Raw genomic sequence first — 23,560 nt, forward strand, 5'->3', positions numbered from 1 at the left:
CGTGGTAAGTTGGAGCGGTCATATCCTGCCGTTTATCGTGGCAGTTGCGATCTGGTTTTTCGCCACCGGCTTGATTGCCTGGGCAGATAACCTTGGTCGCAGCACTTTTTCGCGCAGCCTTATCATTGGCGGCGCGGGCGGGATTGGCGGCTTGATTGTCATCCTGTTCGCTTCGCTGTCAGTATCGGTGAGCGCGGTCTACCTTGCCTTTATCGGCGCGCTGATGGTGTGGGGCTGGCATGAAATCGGCTTTTTAACGGGCGCATCGGCTGGCCCGCGGCGCACACGGGCCGAGCCCGATCTGCGCGGCGCGCGCCGGTTTGCGCAGGCAAGCGCCACTGTGCTGCATCACGAGGTTGCTTTGGCGCTGACAGCGCTGCTGCTTATCTCGCTATCGTGGAATGTGCCCAATCAGATCGGCGCCACCGTGTTTGTGCTATTGTTTGGCCTGCGCCTGTCTTCGAAGATCAACCTGTTTGTCGGCGTGCCCAATTCCACATCAGAAATGCTCCCGCCGCATCTTGATTATCTCAAGACCTATTTCGGCCCCAACCGGATGACCGGGCTTTTGGCCATCTCGATCCTCGCCATTGTGGCGCTGGCCGGCTGGTTCGGATCGCTCGCTTTGGCAGCGCCTGTGGGCTCCGCCGAAATGGTGGGAGCCAGCCTTTTGACGAGCCTGTGCCTATTGGGCGCGCTTGAACATATTTTTCTGGCTTTGCCATTCCGCGACGGGATGCTGTGGGGCTGGGCTTTTTCCAATCGCAAATCATCAACGCAGCGCGGTGCAAGCCAGTCGGCTGCATCCAATTCGCATCCAAACTAACACTTAGAATACCAAGCAGAGGGACACGCCATGGATTACGAAACCTATTTTGCGCAGGCCTTGGACAGTGTGCGCGAAGAAGGTCGCTACCGGGTCTTCACCGATATCAAGCGGCATCGCGGCAAGTTTCCGCACGCAACGCGCTTTGTTGGCGAAGACACGCAGGCAGTGACGGTGTGGTGTTCGAACGATTATCTGGGCATGGGCCAGCACCCTAGCGTGCTCGAAGCGATGCACGAAACGCTGGACGAATGCGGCGCGGGCGCAGGGGGCACGCGCAATATTTCGGGCACCAATCACTATCATGTCGAACTCGAAGCGGAACTGGCTGATCTGCACGGCAAAGAAAGCGCGCTGCTGTTCACTTCGGGCTATGTTTCAAACTGGGCGGGCCTTGGCACTTTGGCGGGCAAAATCCCCGGCTGCGTCGTCTTTTCCGATGCCTTGAACCATGCCAGCATGATCGAAGGCATTCGCCACAGCCGCGCGCCTTACAAAATCTGGAAACACAACGATCCAGAAGATTTAGACCGGATGCTGTCGGAATACGGCCCCGATGTGCCCAAGCTGGTCGCGTTTGAAAGCGTCTATTCGATGGATGGCGATATCGCGCCCATCGCCGACATTCTCGATGTTTGCGAAAAGCACGGGGCGATGTCCTATATCGATGAAGTGCACGCCGTTGGCCTTTACGGCCCGCATGGCGGCGGGATTGCCGAACGCGAAGGCCTGATGGACCGGATCGATGTAATCGAGGGCACTTTGGGCAAAGCGTTCGGCGTAATGGGCGGCTATATCGCGGCCAGCCGCAATCTGGTTGATTTCGTGCGCAGTTTTGCCAGCGGATTTATCTTCTCCACCGCGCTACCGCCTGCCGTGGCAGCGGGCGCAGCGGCGAGCATTCGCCACCTTAAAACCAGCAATACAGAGCGCGAACAACAGCGCGACAGGGTGGAACAAGTGCGCCGCCAGCTGGATATTATGGGCATTCCGCATCTGCCCAATCCCAGCCACATCATTCCTGTGATGGTGGGCGATGCCAAGAAATGCAAAATGATCAGCGACTGGCTGATGGATAATCACGGCATCTATGTGCAGCCGATCAATTATCCCACTGTGCCTGTGGGCACAGAACGGCTGCGGCTGACCCCTTCGCCCGTCCATGAAGATGGCGATATTGACCGCTTGGTCACAGCGCTGAGTGAAATCTGGTCCCGGTGCGAATTGGCGCGCGGCCAGATGGCGGCCTGATAACCTGCCTAAGGGTCAGGATATCGCCAGACTATGTGCAGTTTGGGCGAATAAGGGAGGAGCGGATATGCGAACCAGATTTTCCAATGGAATGGCCATTTTAGGCATATGCGCGCTTTCTGCCTGCGGCGGTCAGTCAGGTGAAGAGCCCCCCGCAAACTCCGGTGCAAACTCCGGTGCAACTGAGGCAGCTCCCACCGCGGCAACCGCGCCCGAGACGCCCGCGCCAGAGGCAGCTGTTGAGGCGGCTGCATTTGCTGATCTGACCGGCGATGCAGCGGCTGGCAAAACCGTTTTTACCAAGTGCATGTCGTGCCACATAATCGAGGACGGCGTGAACCGCGTGGGCCCGCATCTCTATGACATTGTGGGCCGCGAGGCAGGTTCAGTTGATGGGTTCAATTACACCGCCGCCAATGCAAATAGCGGCATCACGTGGACGCAAGAAACGCTGTTCGATTATCTCAAAGCGCCGCAGGATTACATCCCCGGCACACGCATGGCGTTCCCCGGCATCAAAGACGCGCAAGACCGCGCTGATCTGGTTGCCTATCTCAAAGCCAATGGCGAGGTTTGACCGGGCCAGTTTTTAGCTCGACCAGTGTTTAGCTCGAACTGAGTATAACTAAGCCTTGTAAGGATTGAGCGAGAACAAAAAAAGGGCGGCAAGGTTATCCCCTGCCGCCCCTTTTGCGTCTTGTAGAGCTGCTTTTTAGATGCCAGCTTCGGCGAACAGTTCTTCGAATGCTTTGCCAGCAAGGCCGGGATGCGTGACACCCTTTGCCGCTTCGAGATTGGCGTCCATGCCTTCGCCTTCAACGATGATCAGACCGATCATGCCAGCGGCGTAGTGCGGGTTGCATTTATAACCGTAAATGCCCGGTGCCGGGACGACATAGGACACTTCTTCATTGATCGCGCCCTGCCATCCGGTCACGCCGGCGGGGATCATTTCGTCGATTGATTGTGATTGGTGAGTAGGATCGGTCGGTTTGAACACGATCGTGTCACCCACTTTTGCGCGCAAAAGGCCGGGCTTGAACACCTGACGACCAGTGTCGGGATCACGCGTAAGCATTTCAACTTCGATGATTGTGCCATTGGCTTCAGCTGCAGGAACCGCTGCCGCTTCTTCAGCGGGTGCTGCTTCAGCGGTTTCTTCGGCAACAGGCGCTTCTGCTGCGGTGTCGTCAGCTGCAGGCGCTTCTTGTGCGCCGCCGCCGCATGCGGAAAGAGCGATAAGGCTGGTTGCAGCCACTGCGCCCAAAAGAACGTTATGCTTCATAGATAAATTCCCTTTTTGAAATACTCATGATCCCGCAAAAATCCCCTAACCGTTTTCGGACGCTAAGGAAAGCAGCACATTGAGTAGAAAAGCACGGGCAAAGGCTTTGTTCCCTCAGGCCCCAATCAAAAAGACAGCAGGCACCGCGTATCGCGCGCGCAAAACGACCAAATGTTTGCGTAAATCCATCACCTGTCTAAAGGGATGGCCATGGATAATCTGAACCCAAAACCCAAAACGCCGCGTCATGCCCGCATCGTGTTCTACCTGGCTTTGCTTTTGCCGGTGTATTTCGCGATCGCTGCCCTGGGGACCAAGTTTGGTTTGTGGAGCTGGCAGACGGGCCTGATGTCGCTGACTTTTGGAGCCGGGCTGTTTCTGGTGCCGATTGTCGCGGGCCTCGCGCTTATTTCGCTGTTGTTTGTGGTGTTCAAAGCCCCGCGAAAAGGGTGGATCTGGCCCGCGCTTGCTTTGGCCATTCCAGCTGCTTTCGTGGTCATGGGCCTGTCTGCGCAAGGAACAGCGGCGGGTAATCCCATTCATGATGTGGCGACGGATACGGGCAATCCGCCAGTGTTTTCAGAGCAAACCATGCAGGCGCGCAAGGAAGCCGATGCCAATCCGGTGAGCGATTATCAAACTCCGCTTGGCGAGATTTCGACCTATCAGGGCGTCGCCCCGCAGCTTGCCATTCAAAGCCATGCGCAGGTCATCACTGAAAACTACGCCGATCTTGCGCCGCTTCCGCTGGGCAGCGCAAGCGCGAAGGATGCGGTCGCTGCGGTGGCGGCTGCGATGGAGGATATCGGCCTATCGAACATCCGGTCCGAAGTGGATGAAGGCCGCGTGGAAGGGGTGGCGGAAACGTTCTGGTTTGGCTTTGAAGATGACGTTGTCGCGCGGGTAAGCGAAACGCAGATTGATTTTCGTTCGGTCAGCCGCGTCGGGCAAAGCGATCTGGGCGCGAATGCTGCCCGGATCAAAGCTTTGCGTGAGGCAACAGCGGCGCGCATTGGTCAGCGCTAGGGGCGCTCTCTATCAGCGCTAGGGCTGCTCCTTAAACGTCATCACCGCAAGCGCGCTGCGCTGGATCACGGTGAGCACGCATAAAACGGCATAAGCATAGGCGATCACACCAAACCATGCAGGCAGAGCGCACATGGCGATAAACACCGCGATGGTTTCGGCCCCTTCGGCAAGGCCAGTGGAATAGAAAAAGCTCTTTTGCCCATGCGCGCTGGCGGTCTCGCCGCGCTCTGCTGCGATCACTGCGAAAGCGAGAAAGCTCACCCCTGTCAGCACAAAGCTTGCAACCAATATCAGCGCGGGCAGAGTGTTGTCCGCGCTCAAAATGCCGAAGCCTGCAGGCACCGATACGTAAAAGGCAAAGTCGGCAACGATGTCGAAATACCCGCCAAGCGCGCTTGGCCCGCGCGCTCTTGCCACCGCGCCATCGAGGCCATCGCACAGCCGGTTGGCGATGATGAGCGCAAGAGCGAGCCACATTTCGCCCGCCGCCACCGCGCCCGCCCCGCCCAGCCCCAGCGCAAGCCCTGCAAAGGTGAGCGTGTTCGCGGTAACCCCCAAGCCCGCCAGCCAGCGCCCTGCGGCATTGAGCGGCGGGTCAATCAGCGGGCGAAATTTGGAATCGAACATCGCGCAGGCCTTAGCTGCCAAAGGTCACAATACCAATCCACGCGCCTGTCATGGCGCTGGCGATATTGCCCGCTATCCAGCTTTTGATGCCAAGTCCCGCCGCCTCTGCCCGGCGTTCTGGGCACAGCGTGCCGATGGTGGAAACCAGCAGGCCAATGCTTGCCAGATTGGCAAATCCGCACAGGGCATAGGTAACAATCAGCAATCCGCGCGGTGACAAAGTGCCGCCGGGCAATGCGGAAAGTTCGAGAAAAGCGACATATTCATTCAGGATCGCTTTGGTCCCCATCAGGCTACCAGCGGCCTGCGCTTCGGCCCATGGCACACCCAGCAGCCACATGAACGGCGCAAATATCCAGCCGAAAATGCGCTTGATCGATAGCGGTTCGCCATCAACCGGCGGGAATGCAGCCAGGATCTGATCGCCCAATGCCACCAGCGCAAACACCACGATGATGATCGCAATGACGCTGAGGAACAATTGCATGCCGTCCATCGTGCCTTTGACAATCGCATCAATGCTGGATGCATAGGCGAGGCTCGGCTCCTCATCTTCATCCGCTGCGGTTTTGGCCCCGTCACCCGGCACCATCAGCTTTGCAATCAGCAGAGCGGCGGGCAGAGAGACCAGTGAAGCGGAAATCAAATGCCCGGTTGCCCCTTCGCCCAGCACGCTTTGCAAAGTGCTGGCATAGAGCACCAGCACCGCGCCGCTGATGCTGGCCATGGTGAGCGTCATGACCTGAAACAGTTCTGCCCGGCTCATTTGCGCAAAATAGGCGCGGATCACCAGCGGGCTTTCCACCACGCCCAAAAACAGATTGGCCCCGCCCGAAAGGCCGACAACGCCGCTTACCCCCAATGTCCGTTGCAGCGCGAGCGAGAGGCCTTTCACAAGCCAGCGCAGCACGCCCCAATGCCACAACAATGCAGCAAGCGCGGAAAACACGATCACCAATGGCAGGATCTGAAAAGCGATAACAAGCGGCTGATCAGCCCCTTGCTTCACTTCAAACGGCAAAGGCGCACCGCCCAAATAGCCGAACATGTAGGATGAACCCGCCAGCGCCGCCTGCTCTACCGCGCGCACGCCTGCATTGGCCGCTTTCATCGCGTCCCAAACAAAGGGCACGCGCACAATCACCAGCGCCAGGGCCGCCTGCATCGCCAATGCGCCAACGATCCAGCGCCAGCGAGGGCGGCCTGCCCTATCCTCGCTCAGCCCCCAGGCAAGCAGGCACAACAGACCGATGCCGAAGAAACCGCGAAATTGATCGAACAGCTCCACAATGCGCGCGCCTTATCCGCGCATCCAGCTGTGATATTTCTCCACCAATGCCAGCAGCTTTTCTGGCTTGCGCGCTTTCTTCCATTCGCCTGCGGCGAATTTGTTGCCTTCTGCCATGGTGGGATAGGGATGGATGGTGCCAAGGATCTTGTTGAGGCCCAGACCGTGCTTCATCGCGAGCGTGTATTCCGCCAGCATTTCGCCTGCATTGTGGCCGACAATGGTGGCGCCCAGGATTTTGTCTTTGCCCGCTACGGTCAGCACTTTGACAAAGCCTTTCACTTCGTTTTCGGCAATCGCGCGGTCCAGATCATCGAGGTCATAGCGGGTCACATCATATTCGATGCCCTGCTCCTCGGCTTCTCTCTCGTTAATCCCAACGCGCGCGATCTCAGGATCGAGGAATGTAACAGCAGGGATGACGCGGTAATCGGCTTTGAACTTTTTGAACTGGCCAAACAGCGCGTTAACAGATGCGAACCAGGCCTGATGCGATGCGGTGTGGGTGAACTGAAACGGACCCGCGACATCGCCAGCGGCAAAGATATTGGGGAATTTTGTGGCGAGAAATTCATCGGTTACCACGGTTTTATTGGTGTCGATGCCCAGCTTTTCGAGGCCATAACCGCTTAGCCGGGCCGCCCGGCCCACCGCGACAATAAGCGCATCGAATGCGGCAGCAGTGCCGCCCGCATCACTTTCGGTGATGACTTTCCCGCCAGCGACTTTCACCGCTTTGTGCCCGGTAAGGACAGTAACCCCCGCCTCTTCCAAGGCCGTTTTGGCAAGCGCGGAAACCTCGGCGTCTTCGCGGCCCATGATCCGGTCAGCCATTTCGATCTGAGTGACATTTGATCCCAGCCGCGCGAGGCTTTGTGCGATCTCGCAGCCAATCGGACCGCCGCCAAGGATTGCGACACGCGCAGGCGGGCTGTCCATTTGCGCAAAGGCATCCCACATCGTGTCAGACGTGAGATAGCCGCTATCTGCGAGCCCATCGATCGGAGGGACAAATGGCGCAGCCCCTGCCGCGATCACGATAGAGCGGCTCGTCAGCCGCTGCGTTTCGCCATCAGCGCGCGCGATCTCTACCGTCCACGGATCAATGATAGTGGCGTATCCCATCACGCAGTCCACGCCCAGGCTTTCATACCGTTCCACGCTGTCATGCGGCTCAATGGTTTTGACCGCGTCCATCACGCGCGAAATGGTGTGTTTGAAGGGAACTTTGGGCTCGTGCGCTTCAAGCCCATACTTGTCCGCATTGCGCATTTGGGCAGCGACTTTCGCGCTTTTGATAAGCGCTTTGGACGGAACGCAGCCCGTATTCAGGCAATCGCCGCCCATCTTGTGCGCTTCAACCAGAGTCACTTTTGCTTTGACGGTGGAAGCAATCAGCGAAGATACCAGCCCCGCCGCGCCTGCGCCGATCACCACCATATTGCGGTCATAGGTTTTGGGCCGGGTAAAGCCTTTATAGACTTTGCGCCGTTTCAAAACGCCGATGATAAATTTCGCAATCCATGGAACAATGGCGAGCAGCACCAGCGACCCGATCATCACCGGAGACAAAATGCCATCCAAACTATCCAGCTTCGCCAATTGTGTGCCGGCATTCACATAAACCGCTGTGCCCAGCAGCATGCCCAATTGGCTGACCCAGATGAATGTCAGCGTTTTGATCCGCGTCAGCCCCATCACCAGATTGATGACGAAAAACGGGATCACAGGGATCATCCGCAATGTGAACAGGTAGAACGCGCCGTCGCGTTCAAGCCCTTCATTGATGGATTTGAGCCGCTCACCAAAGCGCCCCTCAATGCTGTCGCGCAGCACGTAACGCGATGAAAGAAAGGCCAAAGTCGCACCAATGGTCGACGCAAATGATACGAGGATCAGGCCCGTTACAAGCCCAAACAAAGCCCCCGCGATCAAAGTCAGGATGGCAGCGCCGGGCAAAGAGGCGGCGGTCACTGCGATATAGACGAGAAAGAACACCACCAGCACCAGGCCCGCATTTTCCGCGCGAAACGCCTCAACCTCGGCAATGGTGCTGGAAATACCTTCGGCCGACAGCCGCTCGTTCAATCCGAAATAGAAAAACGCCGCGATCATGGCCGCCAGCGCTGCGATAATGGCAATCTTCTTCATCGGCTAAAGCCCCTTATGCGCGGTTGGTTCGCTGCTTTTGATGGCTTTGTTACAGCCCGGTTTTTATGGTCGCGGCGTATCGCGCGATCCAGCGTTTGTCGATCCATGCTTTCAGCCGGGCAAGCCTGCGCCCCTTCGCCGCAAATTGTCCATAAGCGGCAATCGCCTCGCCTCGTCCGGTGGATAGCAGGTAAAGACTTGCCGGGCGCGGACGATAAGAACGGCGCGGGTTTTTGCCTGCAAGGATACGGCGCAGATTGGCCGCGAGGACCGGCCCTGTGTGCACCGCATGAACGCCCGAATGCGGCACCGCGCAATCCATCCGCGCAGCGACATCGCCAGCTGCGAAGATATGCGGATGCGAGGTTGATTGTTGATGTTGGCCGACAGCAATAAAGCCTTCCTCATCCACCGCGAGCCCTGCCGCGCGCGGCCAATCCGGCGCGCCTGATCCGATCGCCGCGATGATGATATCGCGCGGTTCGAGTGACTGTCCCTCAACCATAAGATCACCTGAAGAAAGGCTCGCGTCTCCATGGATCAATTGCATTTTTTGCGCTGCGAACTCTTCGCGCACCAAACGCCGGGCCGCGTATGACAAGCCCGGCAAAAGCCCATCGCTGCCAACGACCAATTGGATGTCGGGCGATTTTGAAACGCCTTTCGCATTGCGCAAGGCAAAGGCAAGTTCAAACCCCGCCGCCCCGCCGCCGATCACGGCGATCTTAAGCGGCTTGTTGACAGGCTCAGACAAGGCAGCGGCTGTTTTTTCGACAAAGCGGCCAATGGGACGCACATCAATCAAACGCGGATCATCGCCCAGAACTTTGGCCGCTTGCCCCACCCCGCCTGTATCGAACGAAGCGATATCAAATGTCAGCAGACCATGATCCAGCGTCAAGATAGAGCGCGCCTCTGGATCAAGCGCGGCGCAGCGATCCAGCACCAATTGTGCCCCCGCCGCCCGCGCAAGCCCGGCGAGGTCAACGCACGCATCATCGCGCTTGTGTTCGCCCGATATCCAGCCCGGAACCATGCCCGAATACCGCAAATATGGCTCAGGCGTGAGCAAAACCGCGCGGCTGCATGGCAAACCGTTTTTGGCCCAATCGGCCAGAACAGCCACATGCGAATGCCCGCCGCCCACCAGAATGATCGGGCTTTTGTCCCGGCTCATCTTAGCCGGCCCACAGGCCATGCTGGAACGTATAGGATTAGGGATTTATCGCAGGCTGTCATTGCGTGACCCGCGTGATACAATAATCCGACAATCGCAATGATAACTTTCCAAGTCACTTGCAGGAACCGCAAGCGCGGTTACTCGTTCAATTGTCAGCAAAAGGGCGGAATTGTTTTGATTTCGGCCTTACGCCCGCGGGGGGTCACGGGTGAACGCGCGAATGTGACTGCATATTTTTTGACGCTATTTGGACGGACCCGGCAGCTATGGCCAACACCATATCAAGCTCACAAGAGAGCTACGGAACGCGCATATCGCTCGTTAAGTTCTTCCGTCAATTCATTGATATCCTTAGGCCAGAGGCGAATTTCTACTGGTTAGCGCTGGTTTATGGCGTGGGCATCAGCCTGCTTTCGCTGGCCACACCGATTTCGGTGCAGATGCTGATTAACACAGTTGCCAACACTGCGCTCGCCGCGCCTTTGGTGGTGTTATCAGTGACATTGTTCGGGCTTTTGCTGCTGTTCGCTTTGATGAACGCCTTGCGCATTCATTTGATGGAGCTGTTTGCCCGGCGCTTTTACGCCCGCATGGTCGCCGAAATTTCGCTGATTTCGGTCTATGCGCAAAATCCGTTCTTCGTCGACAATCAGGATGGCTGGCTGTTCAACCGCTATTTTGACGTCATCAATGTGCAAAAGGCGCTGCCGGTTCTGTTCGTTGGCGGCTTTTCCGTCGTGTTGCAGGTCGCGGTGGGGTTTGTGCTGGTGTCTTTATACCACCCGCTGTTTCTGGTGTTCACGATTGTCATGTCGGCGCTGATCTGGGTTATCTGGCTGGTGTGGGGCAGCCGCGCTATTCGCACCGGGATCGACATGTCGCATGCCAAGCACGGGACCGCAGCATGGCTTGAAACCTTGGGCGAATCCAACGGGTTCTTCAAATCACAGCGGCGCATTGATTACGCGCTTGATCGCACCGATGAATACACCGCGCGGTATATTGGTGAGCGCAAGCGGCATTTCCGCCAGCATTTCGGCCAGACAATCGCGTTTTTGATCCTGTATGCAGCGGCAAGCGCATCCCTGCTTGGCCTTGGGGGTTGGCTGGTTTTGCAGGAGCAATTGTCGCTTGGCCAATTGGTTGCCGCTGAACTGGTGTTGTCCGTCGCGTTTTTTGGCGTCGCGCAATTGGGCACGTATCTCACGTATTTCTACGATCTGTGCGCAGCGGTTGAAGAATTGTCGCTGTTTTACGATGTGCAGCAGGAAGAAGCCAAAGGCGACAATCCCGTGCGCGGCGATGATCACACACTGGTGCTGCATTCGGTATCCAGCAAAGCGCGCCATGAAACCGCCGTGCTCGATTTTGAGATCCCCAGCGGCGCCATTGTCATGGCAGCGGCCAGCCATCACGGGGTGCAAAAAGCCTTTACCGATGTGCTCAAAATGCACGAAGTGCCCGATAACGGTTTTGCCTCGCTTGGCGGGATCGACCTCAACGATATCGAAGCGCACAATCTGCGCAAAGATGTGCATGTGCTGGAACGGCCCAGCTTTGTCGGCATGACGATCCGCGAATATCTCAATCTGTCCTGCCCCGATTCCGCCCCCAGCCGGATGATTGGCGCGCTTGAGACGGTGGGCCTCGACCGGACAATCGCGAATTTTGAAAAGGGGCTTGATACGCATATCGCGGCCACCGGATCGCCGCTATCCTCTGTGGAATTGCAGCAATTGAAGCTCGCCAATGCGCTGCTGGAACGCCCGCGTGTGCTGGTGCTGAGCCGGCTGTTTGATTTGCTGGATGAAGAACACCTGTCGCGCAGCATCGCGGAATTGCGCGATCAGGCCTATACGACGGTTGTCTATTTTTCCGGGCGGCGCATTGATCTGGGGTTTGAAACCTTCCTCTATCTGGAAGCACGCCAGCAGCGCTATTTCGACAATTTCGAGGATTTCTGCCTCGCTGTAAACAAACAATCACCGCACCGGCCCAAAGGCCCGCGCCCGCTATCGCCCAATATTGGCGCAGTGGCGGAATAGGCAGCGAGGAGACAGGCAATGGCTGCAATCGATGCTGATATGGCGCATTTCAAGACGCTGGATACAATCCGTATGCCGCGCATTTTCCGCACGATTTTCGTGTTGATCCTTGCCGCGGTTATCGCTGGTATTCTGTTTATGATTTACGTTCCCTGGGTCCAGACAACGGGCGGTCAGGGCAAAGTGACAACGCTCAATCCCAATGAGCGCCAGCAGGAGATCAATGCGCTTGTTGGCGGGCGGATTGAGGAATGGTTTGTGCGCGATGGCAGCCAGGTCAAAATGGGTGATCCAATCGCGCGCATTGCCGATATCGACCCGCAGCTGCTTCAACGATTGGAAGCGGAACGCGCGCAGGTTGAAATCCAGCTGAATGCTGCGCGCAACGCCCAGTCCACCGCCGAAATTGACTTGCGGCGGATGAATGAGCTGTTTGCATCGGGTCTGGTTGCCCGGCGCGATTATGAATTGGCGCAGATCAAGGTTGAAGAAATGCGCGGACGCGTCGCCGAAGCGCAGGCCAATCTCACGCGCACCGAAACGGCCTTGTCGCGCCAGTCGGAACAATTGGTCACCGCCCCGCGCGATGGCTTTATCCAAAGCGTGAATGCAGGCGATGCCGCCACCGTCGTCAGCGCGGGCGCGATCCTTGCGACATTTGTGCCCGAGACGACCGAGCGCGTGATCGAGATTTTCGTAGATGGCCGCGATGTGGGCTTGGTCGAGCCCGGCGATACCGCCCGCATCCAGTTTGAAGGCTGGCCGGTTTTGCAGGCAAGCGGCTGGCCCTCTGTTGCAGTGGGCACATTTGGCGGCATTGTCACATCGGTTGACCAGTCTGCCCAGCCTGATGGGCGGTTCCGCGTGCTGATATCGGAAGACACCAGCCAGCCCAATGCGTGGCCGGGCGATCAGTTTGCGCGCTTTGGTGCATCGGTTCAGGCATGGGTTCTGCTGGAGACTGTGCCGGTGGGCTATGAAATCTGGCGCCAGCTGAACAATTTCCCGCCTGAAAATCCGCAAACCGCGCCGGAACAGCCGGCCTGACCATGGCGTTCGTTCGCGCGTTAAAGGCAGCGGCCCTTTTTGCAGGTGCGTGGCTGATAGCCGCTGCCCCGACTGCCTCTTTGGCGCAGGATATCGAACCGTTTGAAGACCCGCTCGAATTGGCGTTGACGCAGGGCCCCTTGCTGCCCGATGAGGTGCTGCGCAGCTCTGCCCTTACCTTTCCCAGCATTTTGGCCAGCTTTGAACGCGAAGCGGCCGCGCGCAGCGATCAGCTCGCCGCTGATGGTGCGTTTGATCTGCTGCTCGAAGGCGAGGTTTATGACCGGGTGACGGGCACATTTTCGGGCGGCTATGGCGAAGTGAAAGCAACCCAGCAATTGCGCCCATACGGTGCAAAAGTGTTCGGTTCCTACCGCCTGTCTGATGGGCGTTTTCCCATTTATGAGAACATCTACAACACCAATCAAGCGGGCGAATTTAAGGTTGGCGCGCTGTTTTCGCTGCTGCGCGATCGGCGGATCGACAAGCGCCGCTTTGCGATAGAAGACACCCGGCTGGCCGCCAGTCAGGCGCGGCTCGATATCGTTCTGGTTCAACTGAATGTGCAGTTTGAAGCTTTGCGTGCCTATTGGCGCTGGGTCGCTGCGGGTGAACAGATCAGCGTTTATGAAGAATTGCTCGAAATCGCCGAAGCGCGCGCCATTGGCTTATCGCGGGAGATCAGTCTGGGCGCAGCGCCGCGCATTGCGCTGACTGAAAACCGGCAAAATGTGATCCGCCGCCGCACTCTGGTCGAAGAAGCGCAGCGCGATTTTACCACCGCTGCAAACAGCCTGTCTTACTATTTGCGCGGCAGCAACGGGCAATTGATCGTGCCCACTCGCAGCCAATTGCCCAGCCAAAGCCAGCTGCGCGCCCTGCCCGATATGCAATCGCTGCTGGAGGGGCGCCGCGATGATATTCTGGAAAGCCGGCCAGAGCTCGAAACTTTCCGCCTCGCGATTGAGCGCGCGACCAACAAAATTGCCCTGCGCCGCAATGACTTAAAGCCGCGTCTTGATGCGAGCGTTGAGCTGTCGCGCGATTTTGGCGCGGTTGGCGATGGCGGATCGACTTTCGATTCCACCGACACTGTGGTGGGCGTGACGTTCACAGTGCCGCTGCAACGGCGCGAGGCGCGCGGACGTCTGCAACGCGCAGAGGCCGAACTGCGCGAAGCGGAGCTCGATCAACGCCGCGTTGAAGACCAGATCCAGGTTGAGCTCGACAATATCCTAGCCAATCTCAACGCGGCTTTGCGCCTTGCCAGACTTGCCGATGAAGAAGTGCAAGCCGCAAGCGAAGTGGTTGCCGGCGAACGCAAGCGGTTCCGCCTTGGTGCAGGCGATTTCTTCCGCGTGAACCTGCAGGAAGAACGCGCCGCCGAAGCGGAAATCCGCGCGATCAAAGCCGAGCTAAATGGCAGGCTGGCCGCTGCGAGCTATTCGGCCGCGACGATGGACCTGTCTGAACTGGGACTGGAATAAAGCGCAAAACCCTACCGGTTCTGCCGCCCATCGATCAGCCGGTCCACCAGCGAAGGATCAGCCAAAGTCGATGTATCCCCCAGCGAGCCGAAATCATTCTCGGCAATTTTGCGCAAAATCCGCCGCATGATCTTACCCGAACGGGTTTTGGGAAGGCCATCAGTAAACTGGATATGATCGGGCGTTGCCACCGGGCCAATTTCCTTGCGCACATGGGCGCGCAATTCTTTGTAAAGCGCATCCGATCCCGCCACATCTGCATTCAAAGTGACATAGCAATAAATGCCCTGCCCTTTGATATCGTGCGGGTATCCGACCACCGCTGCCTCTGCCACCAATTCGTGCAGCACCAGCGCGCTTTCAATTTCTGCCGTGCCCATCCGGTGGCCTGAGACATTGATGACATCATCAACGCGGCCCGTGATCCAGTAATATCCATCTTCATCGCGGCGGCAGCCATCGCCGGTGAAATATTTGCCTTTATAGGTCGCAAAATAGGTCTGCTCGAAGCGGGCATGATCGCCGTAAACGGTGCGCGCCTGACCGGGCCAGCTGGAAGTGATGCACAGATTGCCGCTGGCCGCGCCGTCCAGCACGCCGCCTTCATTATCGACCAATTGAGGCTGTATCCCAAAAAACGGCAGGCCCGCGCTGCCCGGTTTCATATCGTGCGCATGAGGCAGTGTTGTAATCATATGGCCGCCCGTTTCGGTCTGCCACCAGGTATCGACAATCGGGCAGCGCCCTTCGCCCACAACATCATGATACCAGCGCCACGCTTCGGGATTGATCGGTTCGCCAACGGAACCCAGCAATCGCAGCGAGGATCGGTCGCGGCTGGTCACAAATTCATCGCCTTCGCGCATGAGCGCGCGGATCGCGGTGGGCGCGGTGTAGAGGATATTGACCTTGTGCCGGGCCACCACATCCCAGAACCGCCCATGGTCGGGATAATTGGGCACGCCTTCGAATACGACCTGCGCCGCCCCGCAGATGAGCGGCCCATAGGTGACATAAGAATGCCCCGTCACCCAACCGATATCGGCAGTGCACCAGAACACTTCGCCTGCGCGGTAATCGAACGTGTAGTGAAACGTGGTTGCCGCCCACACGCCGTACCCGCCCGTGGTGTGCAGCACCCCTTTGGGCGTTCCGGTGGAGCCTGACGTGTAGAGGATGAACAGCGGATCTTCAGCGGCCATTTCCTCACACGGGACATCTGCATCGCTGGCTGCATCATCCAGCCAATGGTCGCGGCCGGGCGCCATCGCGATCTCGCCGCCTGTGTGCTTCACCACCAGAACGCCTGTCACATCGGTGCCGTCAATTTCCAAAGCGGCATCCACATTCGCTTTCAAAGCAATGGGCTTGCCCCCGCGCACACCTTCGTCAGCGGTGATGACAAAGCGGCTGTCGCAATCAATGATGCGGCCTGCCAACGCCTCGGGCGAAAATCCGCCAAACACCACCGAATGCACCGCCCCAATGCGCGCGCAGGCGAGCATAGCAACGACGCCTTCGTTCACCATCGGCATGTAAAGCGTGACCCGGTCGCCTTTGGCAGCGCCCATGGATTTCAGCGCATTGGCCATGCGGATGACCGCTTGCAAAAGCTGCGCATAGGTCAGCATGCGGGTCGCGGCGGCGGGATCATCGGCTTCGAAAATCAGTGCAGGGTTATCCCCCCTGCCCGCTGCGACATGGCGATCCACCGCATTGTGGCACAGATTGAGCGTCCCATCTTCGAACCATGCAATATCGACAGGGTCATAGGACCAATTGCCCCCTTTGCTGGGCGCGCGGCTCCAATCGAGCCGTTTGGCCTGTTCCAGCCAAAACCCATCGGGATCGCTGATCGATTCTTCGTACATCTGCGCATATTGATCAGACGTGCACTGCGCGCCGCTGTCATCTGCTGGTCGGCTGACAAATCCGCCGGTGGCCTGTGCCATAATCGCTGCCTTTTGCTGGTGCTGTTTGTTGGGCTTGTGTGTGCCTGTGACGCGGCGCAATTTCCAGATGAATTTGCCGGATGAAACCGAACACCGCAATTGCGCTTGCACCCGGTTTGGGGCGCTTTAGTCTGCGCGGGATGGAACAGACCGATTTTGATACGTTCATGGCGCTCGATATTCGCGCAGGCACCGTGGTGAGCGCGGAGCCTTTTCCCGAAGCGCGAAAGCCGGCGATCAAGCTCGTGGTGGACTTTGGCGCGGAGATCGGGGTCAAAAAAAGCTCAGCCCAGATCACCGAACATTACACGCCCGAAGGGTTGGTGGGACGCAAAGTGATGGCGGTTGTCAATTTCCCGCCGCGCCAGATTGGCCCGTTTATGTCTGAGGTGTTGGTGCTTGGCTTTCCCGATGAGGATGGCGCGATTGTGCTGGCGGCACCGGGGGATGTGCCTGATGGGGCGCGATTGGCTTAGAACAGCTGGCTTAAACCAGATTGCCCAACGCAGCTTTCAAATCGCCGAGATAAGGCTCAAACGGTTTCCACGCGCCCTGCCCTTTGCGGTTTATCGGCTGGCGCACCTGCTCTGATGAAGCGGTGCGCACGGCGCGGTCGGTCTGGTGGAAATTGAGGCACGCCTCTTCAAACGGCACTTCAAGAAAATCGAGCATCCGCCGGGTCTGACCTTCCAGATCATCGAGCACATCCTCGTGCCGGACCCGCAGGACCTTGCCTGGAAGAACACGGTCCCAATGCTCCATCAGATCAACGTAATCGGCGTAATATCGGCCAATTTCAGTGAGACCGTATGTGAACTCCTGCCCCTCGGCGAATAGCTGTTTGAAGCCGGAGAAACAGCAGTCCATCGGATCGCGGCGCGCATCAATGATTTTGGCATTGGGCAGGATCAGGTGGATCAGACCGATATGCCGAAAATTGTTCGGCATTTTATCAATGAAGAACGGCGCGCCTTCGCGGTGGATTTGTGTGTTCTCGATGAAATCCGCGCCAAACTTTGCCAGCTGCCCGCTGTGAAGATCATGCAGAATTTCGGGATATTGCGATTGTCCCGCTTTCCTTCCGCGCAGCCGGTGAGCAAGCGCAAGGATATTGGGCAGCTCCAGAGTTCCGTCGATTTGTGAATGGCTTGCCAGGATCTGTTCGAGCAAAGTCGATCCCGCGCGCGGCAGGCCGAGGATAAAAATGGGATCGCCGCTCGTATGCCCTGCCCCTTTATGCTGATCGAACAGTTCGGGCGTGCACAGCTCTTTCTGGCGCGCCAGCTCATCCGTCATTGTTTGCGCGCTGTAGCGGGTCTGTGCGCGTTTCAGCGCGTTGCCATCATTGTAGTGCGCAAAGCTTGCTTCGTATTCGCCTGCATCCTCGAACGCTTTTGCGAGCGCGAAATTGAGATGCACCCGGTCCATAAACGCCAGATCACCGCGCGCGGCCTGGGCTTGCATGGCGGCGATTTCTGTGTCGCTGAAACGGTAGGTTTTGAGGTTCGCCAGCGCGTAATACCCGTCGCCATGATCGGGCTTTGCCGCAATCGCCGCGCGGTAACTGGCCTCTGCTTCTGCCCGCTCGCCTTTGGTTTTGAGCGCATGGCCGCGGCTTGTCAGACTGGCGGGATCATTGGGCAGTTTCTCAAGCACGCTATCAAACAGGGCAAGGCCGCGGTCATAATCGCCCGTTTGAATGCACTCAATCGCGAGACGGGATTGGAACAGCGGGTTAGCCGGGTCACGCGCATACAGCAATTCGGCCTGCTCGCGCGCCTCGGCCGATTTCTGGCGGCGGCGCAAAGCGTCAATGTAATCGAGCCGCAGCTGCACATCATCGGGCGAAAATTCGACCGCGCTTTCGAGCAGAAATTCCGCATCATCCAGAATGCCAAGCTCTATCCCGATCTTGGCAAGCAGCCGCATGCCTTCGACATTGCGCGGATTGGCGCGCAGGAAATGGCGGCAAATCTCTTCGGCGCGCACCAGCCGCCCTTCGGCCAGGTGATTGGTGACCGCGAGCAATTCGCGCGGCAACGCTGTAATCCGCGCGTGCTGCGCCTGCGCCGCCTGCGCTTCGCCTGTGCGGCCTGCTTCGCCGGCCAATCGCGCCTGCTCACGCCAGCTTGCCTCTAGCGCAGGATTGAACCGAGTGGCGCGAACAAACGCTGCCAAAGCAGCCCCTGCATCACCGCGCGCCAGGGCCAAATGCCCCTCTTCCTGCCAAGCGCGCCCATATTCAGGCATGGCGGAATGAAGCGCGCGAAGATGCGTCGCGGCATCGTCAAAGCGTTTCAGATACCGCGCGGCAACCGCTGCCATATACAGCGCTTCGCCATCGGCCCCATTATCCGCAAGCACCGCGCGCGCCGCTTTCAGCCCGGCCTCAAACCGGCCAGCTTGCAGCGCGGTTTGCGCCTGTTTCAGATGTTCTTCGCGCGTCATTGCACCCGCCTTAGACAGCAAAACGGCGGGAGTGAACCATTGCCACTCCCGCCGCTTTGTTTGCTAACCTTCAGACTTAGTAGTCAAAGGTAACGCGCATACCCACTGTCAAAGGACGGTTGGTGATGATGCGTTCGCGGTCATTGCCGAAGATGCCCGAGATTTCGGCGCGTTCGTCAGACAGGTTTTCGCCGAACACTTCGAACCGCCACTGTTCCGCTTTCACGCCGACAGCGAGGTCGAACGTGGTGTAGCTATCAAGCTCGATCTTGTTGATCTCGATAATGTCGGTGAACTTCGAACCCGAATAGGTCATTTGCGGCTGAATGTACGCCTCAAGACTGTCATTCAAATCCCACTCATACCGGACCCGCATATTGCCCTGGAAACCAGGAGCATAAGCGAGCTCTTCACCCTCAAGAACATCATTGGTCGGGATCAGGATTTCGGTGATCTCAGTGTCGAGGATCGAGAAAGCGCCAGAGAATGAAAAGCCCGGAAGCGAATACGGTGCGATCGTGAAATCGGCCTCAACCCCGTAAATTTCTGCATCGGCTGCATTGGATGAGAAGAACAGGTTGGTGATCGAGGGATCAAAGATCTGCGTTTGCAGGTTTTGAATGTCCACGAAGAAGGCCGAACCGTTGAAACGGAACTGACCATCCAAGAGGTCCATTTTCCAGCCAAGCTCGTAGTTTTGGACCTCATCGGTCTCAAGCTCAAACGGAACAACAAACCCGCCTGCACCCACAGCGCCGCCGGGACGGTTGAGGAAGCCGGGACGGAACCCTTCGGAATAGGTCGCATAGAACAGCAAATCGGGTGTCGGCGTCAAAGTCACCGTGCCTTTGAAGATGGTGCCGCTGGTTTCAGCAACATCGGGCGCGCGCAGTGCGTTGAACACTTGCTGAGCCTGCGCCGCTGACAATCCGGCCGCTTCGATATCGGCAAGGCTATCGTTCAGAGTGAATGTCTGACGCAAAGCTGCATTGCACGATCCGATGAATGTAAATTCGCCGTCGCCATCATACAGGTCAGAGATATTGGTGCCGAATGCGTTCGCATCGGTTGCCGCGCCAGAGTTACAGAACGACCCGTTGGCAGACCCTTCAAAGTCCACTTCGACATCGTAGTAACGTGCACCCAAAGTAACCGCGAGCAGATCGGGCACAACGTCCACATTCACTTCGCCAAAGATACCGAACTGTTCATCGGTGCGGCGAATATCGTTGCGGAAGATTGTGTCTGCCGGGAACGGGCCGGGATCAGAGAAGAACCCGGTTGTTTGCGGGAAGTTTTCTGCAAAAGCGCCAAATGGCTGCGCGATCACGTTGCCGGGATAGGCAAAGTCCACACGCTCTTCGAGGCTGAGGTCGGAATAGAACGCCCCGCCTTGGAATTGCACACGCCAGTCTTCAGGCGTGCTGAAACGCAATTCCTGCGTAAAAACCTGCGTTTTGGAGAAGGAGTTCACATACAGATTGGGCGCCTGACACGTGCCGCTGGGGTCTGCTGCACCCGGATAAGTCACCGACCCATCGCAGATGTAATAAGGCAGATATTGGCCAGCAAACAGATAGTCTGTGTAATCGGCGCGCTGATCGCTGCGGCGATCGGTGTACGCGCCGGTGTAAATCACATCGAGGAAGCCAAGCCGGCCTTCAACGGTCCAGCTGGTGTTGGAGAAATCATCTTCCAACCGGTCTTCTTCAAACCGTTCAATTTCCAGATCGCCCAGCCCATCCAGTTCAGGATCGGCGAAGAACACGCCGTCTGATTCGAGGCTTTGGCGCTGGTGCGAAATGCTGACGCTCCAGTCAGGGGTCACTTCCCACAGCGCGCTGACGCGGAAGCCGGCATAGGTTGTGTCGTTGAAATCGTCCTGCGCGCTGCCGGCATTGTCAGCAGCCAGGAAAGTGACATTCGACAGGTCAGCAGTGGATTGGAACCCGGCGCGCACGGCGGAAACCGGCACGCCGTTTTCGCGCACGAAGCCTTCGGGGCGGAACCGCGCGCTTTCGGTAAGATCGCGCATGCCGGGGATATTGTCGATATAGCCGCCCTGATCATCAAGATAGGCAACGCCGCGCAATGCAAAGCTGTCTGTCACAGGCACATTGACCATGATTTCGCCCTGATAGCTTGCCTCACCGCCTTTGGTGAAGGACACGCCAGCCGATGCGCTGGCATCAAAGCCGGACAGATCAGGTTTGTTGGTGATCAGACGCACAACGCCCGCTTGCGAGCTGGCACCAAACAAAGTGCCTTGCGGACCGGAAAGAACCTCAATCCGCTCCAAGTCAGCAGCATACACATCAAGATTGCGGCCCGGCTGCGAAAGCGGTTGATCGTTGAGATAAAGCGCGACGTTGGGCGCGAGGCCCGCGACCCCTGCAACCGTGATGTTCGGCGTGGTGGAAGCCAGACCGCGAATATAGATCGTGCTTTGCCCCGGACCATTGCCGCCCGCTGTCACGGTTGGGATCTGATCGAGGTAATCTTCAAACGTGTCGATGTTCAATTCGTCCAGCGCTTCTGCACCGATGGCAGAAACCGAAACCGGCACATCCTGCAAATCTTCGCTGCGGCGCTGAGCGGTCACGATGATTGAACCCACCCCGCCTTCGCGTTCTTCTGTGGCAGGTGCAGCCTGAGCGGTTTCCTGCGCAGATGCAGGCGAAACGATTGCGACCGCGAGTGCGCCAAGCGACGCCCCGCTTATATACTTCGACATTTTGTATGCCCCTTTGAGCTTTCAGGAGGGTCGCGATGCGGAAGTGCACCAGCGTTACCCCAAGAAACGGGCGCGCGCGAAATGAGATCAGCGCGCGAACCAGGGGTCGGTTAACAAGCTGCGGCAGGGCTGGCCACAGTCAGGCGGTAAGATTTGGGGAAGCTGTGCAAGCTTGTTGTAAAATAACCACACAATCAAATTGATCATGTTAATTTCGCAGAAGAAACAAGTCTACTTTTATCTTTTGCAGTGCAAAAATTTAAGTATTTATAATCGCGGAAACGAATGCAAATTTTCGCCAATTTTATTCAAGTGCATATCAAATTTTACTTATAATTCTGATCAGCTATATGTGGCCTACTCTGCGGGCGTTACTTTCCCGTCCCAATCTTCGCAGGCTTGCGATGTTGTGGGGACGCCGTGACGTTTGCGGATAATGTCGTAAATCACAGCTTTAACGATGGATGCGCCCATCAAGACCAGCACAAAGGAAAACGGCAAAGCGCCCAAAATCATGGTGATACGGATCGCTTCGACCCCGCCCAGGATCAGCATAGAGCCAACGATAAACGCCAAAGCCACACCCCAGAAGATGATGTGATATTTGCGCGACCCTTCGTCTTCGCCTGCTCCGTTGATTGTGTTGATGATGAGGATTGCGCTGTCAGCCGATGTGACGAGATATGTCATCAGCAGCACCACGACGAGCGCGGAGACGATCAGCATCATTTCCGGGCTAAGCATCAGAGCAAGCGTTGCGTAAAGCTGATCGGCCATGGCTGTGCCCAATATGCTGCCATCTGCCGCGCCGCTTAATTCCAGATCAATCGCCGTGCCGCCTGCCAGTGCCATCCAGATAAAGCACATCAGCGAAGGCACCAAAGCCACGCCGAGGATATATTCGCGCACCGTGCGCCCTTTGGAAATGCGCGCGATGAACATGCCGACAAACGGGGAAAAAGCGATCCACCAGGCCCAATAGGAAACCGACCACCCCAATTGCCAATCCACCAGCGCATCGCCAGCCGCAGTGCCATCGCGGGCAAACAGGGTAAGCGAAAGCGCGGGCAGATTGATGAAGTAATCCCAGATGCCCACCCCGAGGAGCTCAAGCGCATAAAGCCCCGATCCCAGAAAAGCGAACAGGGCAAGAAGCGCAAACGACAGCGTCATATTGATGTTGGACAGCCACTTGATCCCGCGCCCCACGCCGGAAAGCGCGCTCAATGTGGATGCGCCCACCAGCACGATCAGCGCCATGATGACAGCGGCGTTGGATGCAGCGCCTTCTGCTCCGATCAGCCATTCGCTGCCCGACAGGCGAAACAGCCCTGCGACGAATTGCTGCACGCCCAGCGACATCGTGTACGCAACGCCCAAAATGGTCGCGACCACGGCCACCACATCGACGACATGGCCGAAAAAGCCGGACATTGCCTTGCCAAACAAAGGCGCGAGCGCTGAGCGGATCGTCAATGGCAGCCCGCGCCGGTGCGCGACATAGCCGATCCCCAGCCCCACCAGCGCATAAGTGCACCACGCGCCAAAGCCCCAATGCAGAAATGTGTAGAGATAAGCAGGCCGGACATTCTCAGCCGATTGCGCTTCAACCGTGCCCGCGATCACGTCAGGATTGTTGACGAAATGGGCCAGCGGCTCGCCAATGGCAAAGGTTAGCATGCCTATGCCGATGCCAGCACCAAACAGCATGGCAAACCAGGAAAAGCGCGAAAATTCAGGCTGCTCGCCCGGCGCTCCAATGCGCAGCGATCCGATCTTGGGCACCAGCGCCAGCACAAGCGAAACCACGACCAAAGCCGCGACCAGATAGACATACCACCCGCTGAACTGCGCGATGATCGACGAATTGGCAGCAGCGAGCGTTTGCTCTGCGCTTGCACCAAACACATCCTCTGCGCTGGCCCCGAACAGAGTTTCCGACGCGGCCGAAAACAGCGCCCACAAGATGATGAGCGTCACAATGATCTTGGCAGGGATCGTTACCTCGCGGCTGAACCCATCGTAAAATCCGCGATCATGAGTGTCGATCGGCAAATCGACCATGGGAGGATCAATCGGCCAATCGCCTGATATGGATGCGTCAGCGCCGGATGCGTCAGCCGTGGATGCGTCAACTGGGTGTGCGTCAGCGGGATCGCTGGTCATGGATACTTTCGCCGTGGCGCTTATATCTTTGCCATTGCGCCAAT

17 protein-coding genes are annotated in these 23,560 nt (G+C 57.7%); 8 read left to right on the plus strand and 9 right to left on the minus strand.

Features of this window, described 5'->3' with window-relative positions; all coding sequences use genetic code 11:
- Position 1 precedes the first annotated feature (1 nt).
- The 3 genes from puhE (at position 2) to AC0V6W_RS04980 (ending at position 2,654) form a co-directional block, all read left to right on the plus strand.
- Positions 2 to 826: a putative photosynthetic complex assembly protein PuhE gene (gene puhE / locus AC0V6W_RS04970; protein ID WP_486147752.1), complete on the plus strand. Its 825-nt coding sequence runs from the start codon at positions 2 to 4 to the stop codon at positions 824 to 826.
- Positions 827 to 856: 30 nt separating this feature from the next.
- Complete coding sequence (gene hemA, locus AC0V6W_RS04975) at positions 857 to 2,077, plus strand: 5-aminolevulinate synthase (RefSeq protein WP_486147754.1); 1,221 nt, start codon at positions 857 to 859, stop codon at positions 2,075 to 2,077.
- A 91-nt stretch (positions 2,078 to 2,168) separates the two neighbouring features.
- Positions 2,169 to 2,654 (plus strand): c-type cytochrome, encoded by a 486-nt coding sequence (locus AC0V6W_RS04980; RefSeq protein ID WP_486147756.1) that lies wholly within the window; start codon positions 2,169 to 2,171, stop codon positions 2,652 to 2,654.
- Between the two features lie 135 nt (positions 2,655 to 2,789).
- On the opposite strand, the gene AC0V6W_RS04985 is transcribed toward AC0V6W_RS04980, so the two are convergent.
- Entirely contained in the window at positions 2,790 to 3,362 is a 573-nt protein-coding gene (locus AC0V6W_RS04985; protein WP_486147758.1) for a pseudoazurin, read from the minus strand.
- Between the two features lie 210 nt (positions 3,363 to 3,572).
- Here AC0V6W_RS04985 and AC0V6W_RS04990 point away from each other — a divergent pair, with 210 nt between their 5' ends.
- Positions 3,573 to 4,388, plus strand: a complete 816-nt coding sequence (locus AC0V6W_RS04990; protein ID WP_486147760.1) for a DUF1499 domain-containing protein — start codon at positions 3,573 to 3,575, stop codon at positions 4,386 to 4,388.
- A gap of 18 nt (positions 4,389 to 4,406) precedes the next feature.
- On the opposite strand, the gene AC0V6W_RS04995 is transcribed toward AC0V6W_RS04990, so the two are convergent.
- The 4 genes from AC0V6W_RS04995 to AC0V6W_RS05010 are packed head-to-tail and all read right to left on the minus strand — an operon-like array spanning position 4,407 to position 9,634.
- A complete protein-coding gene (locus AC0V6W_RS04995) occupies positions 4,407 to 5,018 on the minus strand; it encodes a CDP-alcohol phosphatidyltransferase family protein (RefSeq protein ID WP_486147762.1) in 612 nt (203 codons plus the stop codon).
- A gap of 10 nt (positions 5,019 to 5,028) precedes the next feature.
- Positions 5,029 to 6,306, minus strand: a complete 1,278-nt coding sequence (locus tag AC0V6W_RS05000; RefSeq protein WP_486147764.1) for a NupC/NupG family nucleoside CNT transporter — start codon at positions 6,304 to 6,306, stop codon at positions 5,029 to 5,031.
- A gap of 12 nt (positions 6,307 to 6,318) precedes the next feature.
- Positions 6,319 to 8,457 (minus strand): FAD-dependent oxidoreductase, encoded by a 2,139-nt coding sequence (locus tag AC0V6W_RS05005; RefSeq protein ID WP_486147766.1) that lies wholly within the window; start codon positions 8,455 to 8,457, stop codon positions 6,319 to 6,321.
- A gap of 49 nt (positions 8,458 to 8,506) precedes the next feature.
- Positions 8,507 to 9,634 carry an FAD-dependent oxidoreductase gene (locus AC0V6W_RS05010; protein ID WP_486147768.1) on the minus strand — a complete coding sequence of 376 codons (1,128 nt, stop codon included), beginning with the start codon at positions 9,632 to 9,634 and terminating at the stop codon, positions 8,507 to 8,509.
- Positions 9,635 to 9,903: 269 nt separating this feature from the next.
- On the opposite strand from AC0V6W_RS05010, the gene AC0V6W_RS05015 reads away from it, so the two are divergent.
- Genes AC0V6W_RS05015 through AC0V6W_RS05025 form a run of 3 tightly spaced genes read left to right on the plus strand, consistent with a single transcriptional unit; the run spans position 9,904 to position 14,216 of the window.
- Complete coding sequence (locus AC0V6W_RS05015) at positions 9,904 to 11,682, plus strand: ABC transporter transmembrane domain-containing protein (protein WP_486147770.1); 1,779 nt, start codon at positions 9,904 to 9,906, stop codon at positions 11,680 to 11,682.
- A gap of 18 nt (positions 11,683 to 11,700) precedes the next feature.
- Complete coding sequence (locus tag AC0V6W_RS05020) at positions 11,701 to 12,729, plus strand: HlyD family secretion protein (protein ID WP_486147772.1); 1,029 nt, start codon at positions 11,701 to 11,703, stop codon at positions 12,727 to 12,729.
- A gap of 2 nt (positions 12,730 to 12,731) precedes the next feature.
- The gene (locus AC0V6W_RS05025; RefSeq protein WP_486147774.1) at positions 12,732 to 14,216 is read left to right on the plus strand and encodes a TolC family protein; all 1,485 of its coding nucleotides are present in this window, start codon (positions 12,732 to 12,734) and stop codon (positions 14,214 to 14,216) included.
- A gap of 11 nt (positions 14,217 to 14,227) precedes the next feature.
- On the opposite strand, the gene acs is transcribed toward AC0V6W_RS05025, so the two are convergent.
- Positions 14,228 to 16,168, minus strand: a complete 1,941-nt coding sequence (gene acs, locus AC0V6W_RS05030) for an acetate--CoA ligase (RefSeq protein WP_486147776.1) — start codon at positions 16,166 to 16,168, stop codon at positions 14,228 to 14,230.
- 140 nt (positions 16,169 to 16,308) lie between these two features.
- Between acs and AC0V6W_RS05035 the strand changes: the two genes are divergently transcribed.
- Positions 16,309 to 16,644 (plus strand): tRNA-binding protein, encoded by a 336-nt coding sequence (locus AC0V6W_RS05035; protein ID WP_486151469.1) that lies wholly within the window; start codon positions 16,309 to 16,311, stop codon positions 16,642 to 16,644.
- A 10-nt stretch (positions 16,645 to 16,654) separates the two neighbouring features.
- Here AC0V6W_RS05035 and AC0V6W_RS05040 read toward each other — a convergent pair whose 3' ends face one another.
- The 3 genes from AC0V6W_RS05040 to AC0V6W_RS05050 all read right to left on the minus strand — a co-directional run bounded on the left by AC0V6W_RS05040 (position 16,655) and on the right by AC0V6W_RS05050 (position 23,516).
- Positions 16,655 to 18,616, minus strand: coding sequence for a tetratricopeptide repeat-containing sulfotransferase family protein (locus tag AC0V6W_RS05040; RefSeq protein ID WP_486147778.1), 1,962 nt, complete (start codon positions 18,614 to 18,616; stop codon positions 16,655 to 16,657).
- A gap of 76 nt (positions 18,617 to 18,692) precedes the next feature.
- Complete coding sequence (locus AC0V6W_RS05045; RefSeq protein WP_486147780.1) at positions 18,693 to 21,350, minus strand: TonB-dependent receptor; 2,658 nt, start codon at positions 21,348 to 21,350, stop codon at positions 18,693 to 18,695.
- 357 nt (positions 21,351 to 21,707) lie between these two features.
- On the minus strand, positions 21,708 to 23,516 hold the full coding sequence (locus AC0V6W_RS05050; RefSeq protein ID WP_486147782.1) for a BCCT family transporter: 1,809 nt from the start codon (positions 23,514 to 23,516) through the stop codon (positions 21,708 to 21,710).
- Positions 23,517 to 23,560 lie beyond the last annotated feature (44 nt).

It is taken from the genome of Erythrobacter sp. JB1-7 (assembly GCF_057365015.1).